The sequence below is a fragment of the Nitratireductor lacus genome (assembly GCF_056431025.1).
Genome location: NZ_JBWKMB010000002.1, coordinates 1 through 8,976, shown reverse-complemented (window position 1 = coordinate 8,976; position 8,976 = coordinate 1). Strand labels below are relative to the sequence as shown.

7 protein-coding genes are annotated in these 8,976 nt (G+C 58.5%); 1 reads left to right on the top strand and 6 read right to left on the bottom strand.

Annotated features, from left to right (window positions below):
- Positions 1-384: 384 nt before the first annotated feature.
- Together AC07E3_RS01885 and AC07E3_RS01880 are read right to left on the bottom strand one after the other, a co-directional pair.
- Entirely contained in the window at positions 385-1,293 is a 909-nt protein-coding gene (locus AC07E3_RS01885; RefSeq protein ID WP_478360139.1) for a helix-turn-helix domain-containing protein, read from the bottom strand.
- A gap of 802 nt (positions 1,294-2,095) precedes the next feature.
- Complete coding sequence (locus tag AC07E3_RS01880) at positions 2,096-2,311, bottom strand: hypothetical protein (RefSeq protein WP_478360138.1); 216 nt, start codon at positions 2,309-2,311, stop codon at positions 2,096-2,098.
- A gap of 853 nt (positions 2,312-3,164) precedes the next feature.
- Between AC07E3_RS01880 and AC07E3_RS01875 the strand changes: the two genes are divergently transcribed.
- On the top strand, positions 3,165-3,797 hold the full coding sequence (locus AC07E3_RS01875; RefSeq protein WP_459438801.1) for a response regulator: 633 nt from the start codon (positions 3,165-3,167) through the stop codon (positions 3,795-3,797).
- On the opposite strand, the gene AC07E3_RS01870 is transcribed toward AC07E3_RS01875, so the two are convergent.
- The 4 genes from AC07E3_RS01870 to AC07E3_RS01855 form a co-directional block, all read right to left on the bottom strand.
- On the bottom strand, positions 3,789-5,465 hold the full coding sequence (locus AC07E3_RS01870; RefSeq protein WP_349366533.1) for a hybrid sensor histidine kinase/response regulator: 1,677 nt from the start codon (positions 5,463-5,465) through the stop codon (positions 3,789-3,791). The genes AC07E3_RS01875 and AC07E3_RS01870 overlap by 9 nt on opposite strands.
- A 14-nt stretch (positions 5,466-5,479) precedes the next feature.
- A complete protein-coding gene (locus tag AC07E3_RS01865; RefSeq protein ID WP_245291777.1) occupies positions 5,480-6,286 on the bottom strand; it encodes an OmpA family protein in 807 nt (268 codons plus the stop codon).
- Positions 6,287-6,584: 298 nt separating this feature from the next.
- Positions 6,585-7,112, bottom strand: coding sequence for an invasion associated locus B family protein (locus AC07E3_RS01860; RefSeq protein ID WP_478360137.1), 528 nt, complete (start codon positions 7,110-7,112; stop codon positions 6,585-6,587).
- Positions 7,112-8,976, bottom strand: a 1,865-nt coding sequence (locus tag AC07E3_RS01855; protein ID WP_478360136.1) for an autotransporter outer membrane beta-barrel domain-containing protein, incomplete at its 5' end; no start/stop codon positions are given. The genes AC07E3_RS01855 and AC07E3_RS01860, both read right to left, overlap by 1 nt.

Here is an 8,976-nt window from a genome sequence, read left to right as displayed (position 1 = left end):
AGAGAACTTCCTTTGCCAGACACGTAGCGGGAAAAATGGCGCACTGCTTTCGGCAGCGAAGAATGCATTCGCATAAACGGGGCCCTCGACTTTCAAGGTCCGAACCTCCGATCCCGGGATACATGGCAACACCCGCCCAATTGCCATGAAAGGGCCGCAGTTCGGACACAATGGTGCCATTGGGCCCCACGGGTGGCAGGGTTGTCTTTCAAGAAAGTGCGATTTCTTGTCGAGATGGCGCGTTTCTCGATAAGCAGCGTTGAACGCGCTACAGTGGAGTTCGCAGCAATCCGGCCCGGCGCGATCTTCGCCGCAAAACCGGGACGGTTTCATGTATGCTGCGGCTTCCGGCAAGCCCCGGCGAAGCGGGTCAGTCCGAACGAATCAGCTTTGCTGCTTCATCTGCCCCGGCGTGCGGTTTCGGTGCTTGCTCATCGCCGCCGTCAGATGACTCTGATTTGAAAAGCCACACACGACAGCCACTTCGGCGATCGACAGTTCACCTATGGTCAGCAGTTTTTCTGCGAGGTCGAGGCGCAGCTCGATGACGTATCGATGCGGCGGTTTCCCGAACGTCCGGGCAAATGCCTGGATGAAGTGGTACCGGGAAAGATTGGCCACCGCGGCCAGCTCGGCCACGGTAAGTTTGCGGGTGAAGTTCGCCTCCAGATAGTCCCGTACCCTTTGCGCCTGATTGGAGGAAAGACCGCCCTTCACCTGTGTCAGGGGTTTGTGCATGCCGGCATAGTTCCGCAGCAGGTGGACAGCGAAGACCGTAACCAGAGAATCCACATATAGTTCATTTGGTGTTTGCCTTTGCGTCAGTTCGGTTTTCAAGAGCCGGGCGATGTACAATGCCCATGGATCGACCGTTCCGAAGTGCGGCGACCGAAGTTGGCGCATGTCGGCGTCAAGGTCGTGTTCAGCCAGTTCGAGTAAGCTTTCGGGCGGTATCACAATCGTTGAATTTTCGCGGGACGCCCTCCACGAAACCAGAGCATCCGCCCCTGCCGGCGTGATCACGATCGCTCCAGTCGGGGCGTCGTAATCGTGTAGCCTGTCGCTCCCTATCGCGCTTCTTAACCCCGGGGACGGCGCAAGCATCACGCTGATCAGGTTGGCGTCAGCCCGAGCTACCCGTTGAGATCCCGGCGGCCGAATGACGTGCATGGCCCCGCCTCGGATCGTAGAAACCCGCGGCCCCGCATCCTGCGGAACTTCGTTGAAGATTATGCTGCTGACCGCTGAGCGCCGTGAACCTGCGCCGCGATCTTCCAAGGTGGTAGTCTGCATTTATATGCTCCTGCCATGACCACCAAATCCGGCGCCACGAGGTTGATCACCATACAGAATTACTATCCGGTTAACGGCTTGCGCCGGTCCGCAAATTAGACTGTGTATAGTGATCGATTCTTACGCTCTCGAGAGCGGCAACATACCAGCAAAAAGAACCTATGGTGCCAAGGAAGCCTTTCCGCATGACGTTTTTACTTTTGCTCCGGATATACGCAGCAAGCACACAGCCATGGGATATCCTCGCAGCAACCGCAATTGTTTGGGCGTGACGTTGACTTATTTCGACGTGGCGGAGTTCAAGTGATTCTGGTTGAAAAAACCCGCTCAGACAAGCGACTTCCGCGACGGTGAAGTCGCCATTGCGCAACTATTCCCCGGCGAACGAAAGACGCCGTGCGACCAGGTATTAGTGCGGTGGCATTCCGATGGTCTTCGTGAACGCCCGAATACATGTAGGGGTGACAAGCCGCGGATCGCGGGTGAGATGTTCTTCGAGACAATCCTCACGGCCCCCGCCAACCGGTAAGACAGGCCTTTCAAGGGCTGAGCCGACCTGTAGCCGCCGCATAGTTTCGCAGGAGATGAACGCCAAACATCGTGATCGGCGAATCGATATAGTATTCGTTGGAGGTTGCGATCGCGACAGTTCCAGCTTCAGGCGCTCAGAGACACACAGTGTGAACCGCGCCGGGTTTGCCGGAGGCCATTTGGTTTTAGTTATGCGGCCACGGCCGTTTGATCCAGCATGGCGTAATATTGTTCCTCAGCTTCAGCCGGAGGGAGGGGGCAGCCAAAGCGATTACTTGCAATCCCCGTCAAGATCATCTCGCCCCAGCTCATACAGTTCCCACGAGACATCCGCCAACGAGAGGAGGACATCCTCCTTGCGCCAACCGGTCGCGACAGCAGATCGCACGATTTCGAGCACAATGGGGCGCAACTGTCGCTCGCATTCCACCAGCAACTCGGCACCGTCGCCCCCGGCGGGTGGATTCTCGAAGCCAAAGAACTTCATTCTATAACCACTCCACGACGATCACCGCCTACTAACACATTCAACAATCACGTAAAACGCGGCATACTTGCAATCCATGCAATGAACAGGCAATCCGACAGGACATCCTAAATGCGGCAGAAGCGGGCCATTTCATTGCATCATGGGAAGCGGCCGCAGCAATCTTGGCTACATTCTGCCTAGTGATGTGGTGAGAATCCTGAGCCGCTCCGACAGGACTTTGCTCGACTTCGCGGATGCTGAAGCAGAACCACACGCAGGTTTGCCGAAAACTCAAACTCGTGATCAGCAGGCCCTATGAACAGCAAGACGACGAACAAGTTGCCCCCCAGAAAGTTCACGCCGCCATCGTAGAGATCGCCGTTGACGGCCTCCTGCAGGGGAATTGGAGTGGCAGCCATGCGGGAGCTAAAACACATCGTCTGACAGGCTGGTCCGAGAGGTGCGACCTCACCCGAGAATCTTCACAAAAGCGAGAAGATCACCGCTGGTCGACGCGGCAAAGATTTCGTTCAGCTGCCTTGATCGACACGCTCCCCCCGCTCTTATGGATATAGCAGTTGAGGCGCCTAGCACATTTGGATGAACCGGCGCATTAACATGGATCAAGTCTAAGAACAGAACTCTTGGATTGCGGAGTTACGGCTGCGACCTGGCCCGTCAACCAGGTATAGTCGCGCCCCAACTACCGGAAGAGCACTTCAGCTTGCGCATCTGGTGGCTGACCGCACTCTCGGTAACTCCAATACGAGCGACGGCCGACGCCTAGTACAATCGCACTATCTGGTCCGCCGTCCGCAGCGGTGCTATTCGTCGCTGGCCGCCGATTTCCAATCAGAAGGGCAGACTCCGATTGCGCCATGACCGGATTATCATCGCCGATGATCACCCTGTATTCCGGGATGGCCTGGCACGGCTAATTCAGCGGCAGCAACCTGAAGCAGAGATCCAACAAGCTGCGACCGTCGAAGAAGTTCTGGCGCTAGCCTCGAAAGAACCGACACCGGATACTTTCATTCTCGATCTGATGTTTACGACCGGCAATCTGGAAGCTTCCCTGCCAACGCTGCGCCAGCGCTTTAGCCGTGCCTCAATCATCGTTGTCTCCATGATCGACGACATCGAGACCGCAAAGCGGGTGATGAGTGCCGGTGCCGATGGCTTCATCTGCAAGAGCTTGCCGCCACACGAAATCATGGCTGCAGTCGCTGCGGTGCGCGATGGTGACATGGTCCTGCAACTGGCAGCCTCTGGTTTGCCCATAGGCGAAACCGACGCGCCCCTTCGTGGCCTGACACAGCGCCAGATCGATGTTCTGCGCCTGCTTGCCTGCGGGCTGAGCAACAAGGAGATCGGCCTCAGATTAGACATTTCTCCCTTCACGGTGCGAATTCATGTCTCCGCGGTTCTCAAGGCGCTGAGCGTAACGACTCGCGCCGGCGCCGCCGCCAAGGCGATTGCCTTGGGCCTGGATCAGTCACCCTGAGGCCACGGCCTGGGCTGTCAAAACAGAGCGCAACTCGGCCGGGCGAACCGGCTTTGCAAGGATGGGTATGCGATCATCGCCAAGATCCTGTCGAACGCGCATTTCGTCGTGCCCCGTCACGATGATGGCCGGAATCGCGCGCCCTACCAGTTGACGGACGACTGCGATGCAGTCTGCACCCGTGCGCTTGCCGCCCAGATCGTAGTCTGAAATTACGACATCCCAGCTCACTCCCCTAACCGGGATGCCTGTTTCAGCCTGAACGACACACCCCCATTTCTGAAGCAGGGTGGCACTGGCCAGGAGCACGTCTTCGTCTTCCTCAACGAGCAGTACGCGCATGCCCGATATCGCGGAATGCATCGGCACCGTCGTCGGTTGCGGCGCGGGCACAACCTGTTCAGCGCATGGCACCAAACCGGCAATTGCCACCGATGTGCCCCGCCCGGGAACCGAGCGCAGGGTGACATCCAGACCCATCAGCCCCCCGACACGGCGCACAATCGACAGCCCAAGACCCACGCCTTCCACGTCACGGTCACCACGCTCTCTCACCTGGTAGAATTCGTCGAAAACCTGTTCGAGATGCTCATCTGGTATGCCGGGGCCGCGATCATGCACCTCGATCGTCAACTGACCGTTTCGCCGGCGACAGCCAACCAAAACAGGCGAACCGGGTGCATATTTAAGTGCGTTGCTGACGAGGTTCTGAAGCATGGTCGACAGCAATGCGGCATCAGCGCGAACGACACTTCTGCAGTGCACCGATCGCAATTCCACATCCGCCCATTGCGCCATCTCCGAATACTGTCGCACCACCTCTGCGATCACGTCACCGATGAGCACGGGTTTCAACTTCGGCTTGACCTTGCCACTGTCCAGCGTCGCAATGTCCAGCAATGAGCGAAACAGACCAGCGACACCGTGTAGGGAACGATCGATGTTCTCCACCATCTGCCGTTCTTCCCTGCCAAGTCCGGCATCACGCAGGCACGCCGTGAACAGACTGATCGCGTGGATTGGCTGACGCAGGTCGTGGCTCGCCTGGGCGAGGAAGTTCGATTTGGCGAGGCTCGCCTCACGGGCCTCATCCAGAGCACCGCGCAACGCGCGCTGCAGACCGTCTATATAGGCTGGTACGATCAAAGTGGTCAGAATCAGGGTGATAACCACATACGGATCATTGCGCCACTCGGTGTTGAAAACGGTGGCGATAGCAATGGTGGCCAGCGCCATGCAGGTCGCCACCAAAAGGTAGCGCGAGCCGAACCGCATGCCGTTGCCAACAGTCACCCACAACAGCGTTGCGTAAACTGGCAACATGGCCATGCCACCAACCGACATGGCGAGCGCCATTGCTCCGTAATCGCCAAACATTGCCAGCAACCGACGCCAAACAATGTGTCCAGGCTGCCGCGTGATGTGCAACAGCAGCAAGAAGGACAGTGGCACATATGCGACGACGGCAATGACCGCGAGCCACTCCCATATCGTATCAAGCCCCTGTAGGGCCAATACGGTGATGATGTAGACATCGAACAGGGGGACAAGGACGATCCGCACAAGCGCCTGGCCGCGCTCTGCATCCACCTTGCCCGTAGCAACCACCAGATTGCGAACGAACCATTTGCGAAAGTCTGCAACGAAAGTGGCTGCCGTGTTCCCCATCACACCTTTATCCGCTATTGCGCAACGATTTCGACACGGCGGTTGCGCGATCGGCCACTCTCGTCGGCATTGCTCGCAACTGGCGCCAGGGAGGCCACGCCTCTGGCGATCAGGCGTGTTCGTTCAATACCGTAATCGGCTTCAAGTCGCGCCACCACGGCAGCCGCCCGTGCCTCCGATAGGACCGTATTCGCCGCCAGATCACCCACATTGTCGGTATGACCCACGACATAGACCTGCAGATGCGAATTCGCCCGAAGCAATTCTGCAATCTGATCCAGGGCGGGGCCGGATTCCTGCTTCAACTGTGATTTGCCGGTGTCGAAGTAGACGCCCTGTACGGCCACATGGCCCTGGCGTTCCAGAGAACGCTGCAACTCCCCCGCCTGCAACACGTCTACCTGATCGGTCCGCAGCGCAACCCCCTCCACGACCTGCTGGTACAACAGCGTTCTGTTGTTCGACGTGTCCTCCACAACGTGCAGGAACACATGGAAAACGCCATCAATACTCTCCTGCGAAGCCAAAAGGGCCCGCTCCGCTGTACCGCCAAAGAAAGCATCGCCGAATCCTTGCGGCCGAACAGTACCGCTGTTGGCGATAAATGCCATCATGTCGACGCCGCATGTTTCATGGCTTTCACACGCAAACACCGTCTCGAAGCCCGCCTGTGCCAGCGCACTCTCATAATTGCGCATAACCTCCAGCGCCGAGCGCTCACCGGCAATGCGATAGCCGATCCGCGTGATCTTGCCTTCGACTTCAAGCAGATCTCCAGGGGCCTCGCCATCGTCGATCCTTCCAGCCGGCAGGATCGCCACATCGAAATCCCTAACCTGATACGCTCGGATCGTTGCCGTAGGAAAACGGCTCAGCAGTGCATGATCCGAGGCTCCTTCGACGTCTTCCGCGTAAGCCGCGCTCCCCAAAAATGCGCTGCAGATCAACACCGTTCTAACAAAACACTTCCACACGGATCGTCTCCTTCCTCTTTCTCGACCCCGGTTTGTCGGACCGCCCCGCATCACAATCCTGTCGCGCCAATCCGGTTCTGGAGTTGCTCACGCGGGGTGGAGTGGCCGCCAAACGCCGACTACTCCCTCGCAACGAGTACGTTCGTTAGGGCGTCAAGCCGATCGCGCGGTCGAGCGCCTGCGAGAAACCTTTCAGCGAGACTGAAAACGGCACCTCCTTCTTAGTACTGTTGGCAATGACACCAATTCTCAGTGCCTCGCCCTCGCGCAGGGCTTTGGTCGTTTCCGCTGTGAAGATCAGGGCGAGAACACACCCGATGGGCAGGCAGGTTTGAAAATGTGAGGCTTTTCCCGGCGGCAGGTCGTCAATCCTGAAGGTTGCTCCCTTTTCGAGATCGAGACCGAAAGGCAGAACGAGCGAGCCTCTCAATCCGCCGTTGTCGGAAGGCGTGAGTTCGATCGTCAGAACACGTTGACCGTCCTTCTGGATCTGCTGCTGGGAAAATGCGCAATGGCGTTTCTGGCTCTGGTCCACACAAGCAACCGTCCAGTTGTCGTATGTTTCCGACAGGGAGGATGGAGCATTCTCCGACCCGGGATCGGCCTGTGCAGAAACCACCGTGGCGGCGATAAACATCGCCGCCACTGTCACAAAGACCTTGCGGACAATCATCAGAAGCGAATGCCCAATCTTGCGTCGAGACCGTTGGTTCCCGACCCAGACCCGAACTCGCCATTATAGGTTATGCCGAGCGTGGCCGCCTCGGTCATCTTCATGTCAAGCCCGAGCTGGAGCATGACTGTATCTTTAGCAACGGGAACTCCCGAGACCGTGTATGCCTCGCTGCCGGTGAAAGCGAATTGCGAGGACGGATCGATATCCCCGAAAGCGTGGCGCCAGCCCACCGTTCCGCTGGCGGTTGCCTGGATTCCGCCGAGCACGAAATCGGAGGATGCCCGCAACCCCAGTGTGGTGAACGCCGTGTTGAGCGTCTCGTCCGCGCTCGTGAGGGCGGAGGCCCCGCCTTTTTCCGTGAAGCCATCGGTGTGCAGGTTTACATAGGCCAGGTTTGCGAAGGGCTCGAAGGTTGCGACAGCGCTGTCGAACTGGTAGCCCACCTCCCCATAGGCTTGGAAGGCACCGGCATCATAGTCTGCGGTCAATTGCTCGCTGAAACCGGGGAACGCCACCGAACGGCTCGACGACAGCCTGTGCCATGTATAGGCAAGTCCGGAACGGAAGGACAGAGCGCCCCACTGCGAACCGCCATAAAGGCCGAGATGGTAATTGTCGCTATCGCCGGAGGATGCACGCGCATCGGCGTTGAAAGTCGAGTGGCTGTATCCGGCAAGAAGGCCTGCCCGCCAGTTTCCGAGCGGCGCATCGATGCCGGCCATAAAACCGCCTGTCGAAATGTCCAGATCGCCGACATTGATGCCACCGTTGAGATCGCTCCACGATCCGAAAGCCTGCCCCCAGGCTACCGGGCCAGGTGCAACCGCGTCGTCGAATGCAGGGCCATCCTCACCATAGGCAAGAACTGGCAGGCTTGCGGCGGCAACGTCACCGAAAGCGGCCCGGATGCGGCCGTTGACGGCGTCTCTCACATGCTGACTGCCCAGAATGAGCGAAGTCTGGGTCGATGCGTGAACCTCGCCCGAAAGCCGTTCAAAAGCATTCCGCGCTTCCTCGGCGCTCAGCAACAGCAAGCTGTTGTAGAGCTGCAGCGACGAGCCACTCTGCTCCAGCGTGTTGAGCGCGACAGCGACATTGCGCTGGTTGCCGGTTTCGGCGACGCGGTCAAAGAGGCCCGTACCAGGCCCGCCGGGGTCTCCGGGGCCACCGGGATCTCCAGGCCCACCCGGGTCTACAGGTCCGCCCGGATCTCCAGGTCCGCCTGGGTCACCGGGGCTGCCTGCATCCAGAACGGCGATCTTCAGGTCGACTGCTTTCGCGCTGTGCACGAGATCGACATCAAGGAAGGCTGACTTCGAGATCGCTTCGGCGAATTCGCCAGAGATGCCTTTTTCGGCGGTCAGGATCGTATATGTCTGGCCGCTCTGGTAGCTCGTACTGGAATCGAGTGCTGTGACCTCAACGTTGACGCCATTGCCGATCGTCACCTTGCCGCCGCGCTCGAACATATCGAGCGAAGACTCGTAGCCGATATCCTTGACGGCAATATTGTCGCTCGTGCCATTGCCGAGGACATCTACCTCGTAGATCGAATTATCGTGAAAGGCGAGCGAACCCATGACGGTCAATGTGCCGGTTGAATTGTCGCCCGGCGCAATGCGCGCATTTTTCTCGAGCAGGACGGATCCAACAGTGCCCGATCCGCCAAGCGTGCCAAACAAGCTCGGATCGCGGTCGGCATATACGTTGTTGGATTCCGCTCCCCAAACCTCAATCCGGTTCGAGTAGCGGGCGAATTTCTCCTGACGTGCACCCCTTCTTTGGATCGCCCCGAACCGGAACTTCCGGGGTGTCGGGCTCAGGCGGCAGAAGGTGCCGATGAGCCTTTCATGAACGATAT

Excerpts from the sequence above, each read along its gene's own strand:
- AC07E3_RS01885 (WP_478360139.1), bottom strand. The coding sequence starts at position 1,293 with ATGCAGACTACCACCTTGGAAGATCGCGGCGCAGGTTCACGGCGCTCA.
- AC07E3_RS01880 (WP_478360138.1), bottom strand. The coding sequence starts at position 2,311 with ATGAAGTTCTTTGGCTTCGAGAATCCACCCGCCGGGGGCGACGGTGCC.
- AC07E3_RS01870 (WP_349366533.1), bottom strand. The coding sequence starts at position 5,465 with ATGGGGAACACGGCAGCCACTTTCGTTGCAGACTTTCGCAAATGGTTC.
- AC07E3_RS01860 (WP_478360137.1), bottom strand. The coding sequence starts at position 7,112 with ATGATTGTCCGCAAGGTCTTTGTGACAGTGGCGGCGATGTTTATCGCC.